Annotated in this window: 1 pseudogene; it reads right to left on the reverse strand. The window is 47.9% G+C overall.

What is annotated here, in order from left to right:
- Positions 1-78: 78 nt before the first annotated feature.
- A pseudogene (locus tag FGQ85_RS18240) lies at positions 79-924 on the reverse strand (relaxase/mobilization nuclease domain-containing protein); the annotation flags it as partial.
- Positions 925-1,003 lie beyond the last annotated feature (79 nt).

A 1,003-nucleotide genomic window follows, 5' to 3' on the forward strand; every position in this document is an offset into this window, starting at 1 on the left:
CGATACTTCTATTGTATCATGTATTGTCTATTTGGAATTTTCTCATTTTGACTTGCACTATTTATATTCTAGCACCACCTTGCGCAGCGCGGCGAGATCGGGCAGCTTCTTTATCTGCATTTCCTTTAATGCCCTTGCCGCAGCTTCAAACAGGATAATTTCGCTTTCATGCCCCCGCAGATACTTTTCCTTGTCCGGCGATTTTCGGTATTCATCGTAAATCGGTTTTAACTGTCGGTATGTGGTGGTGTGCTTGATAAGCAGCGACAAATCAGACATACGCTGTTCCACTTCCTTAACCGCCTTTGCCGCCGCGTCATGAGCGGTCATAATATCGGCTATCTTGCTTTCAAGTTCGCTATAATACTCAATCTTGTTTTCGGTTAGGAAGTTCATGCTTTTAGCAGCCTGTTTCAGATTATGGATTTTTGCCCACCGTTCATAGCCCGCCGACTGTTGGGCTTTGATACTGTTTTCAAGATCGACGACAAGCCGGATTTTCTTATCTTCCCGCAGCGTTTTTGTTTTGGCAACATACACGCCCTTGATACGCTCCTTTATCGCTTCTTCCGTATAGGCCGCGCCGAGCGTCTTTGTGCGGGTAAACCGTTCCTGTCCGGCAGCGCGAAAGGAAATGTATTTGCCCTGTTTGATTTCATACCCCATTTCCTGCAAGCGGCGCAGCAGTTCGTCAAAATCTTTCACTTGGGGAATGAGAGTATCTATCGCCGTTTTCAGCTTTGCTTTGTAGCTTGTCCCTTGCTTTTCGGCGGTGTATTCTGCATAGCTTTTTCCCTTGTCCTGTCCCGGTACGACGACGGATAGCCCATGCTCTTTACATATCCTGTCGCTGGTGCGCCGGATAAAGTGATAGCTTTGCTTGTTGGAATGGTACTTTTTGTAGTCAACGAAGCTAACCGCGTTGAGTAGGCTAAGTACCCAGCGCCTTGCCGCATTGCTGCGGTAGGTTTCCGGACACTCGCCCCCGAACCGGACTTACAAC

Source organism: Pseudoflavonifractor sp. BSD2780061688st1 E11, assembly GCF_005844125.1.
Taxonomy (GTDB): domain Bacteria; phylum Bacillota; class Clostridia; order Lachnospirales; family Lachnospiraceae; genus Sellimonas; species Sellimonas catena.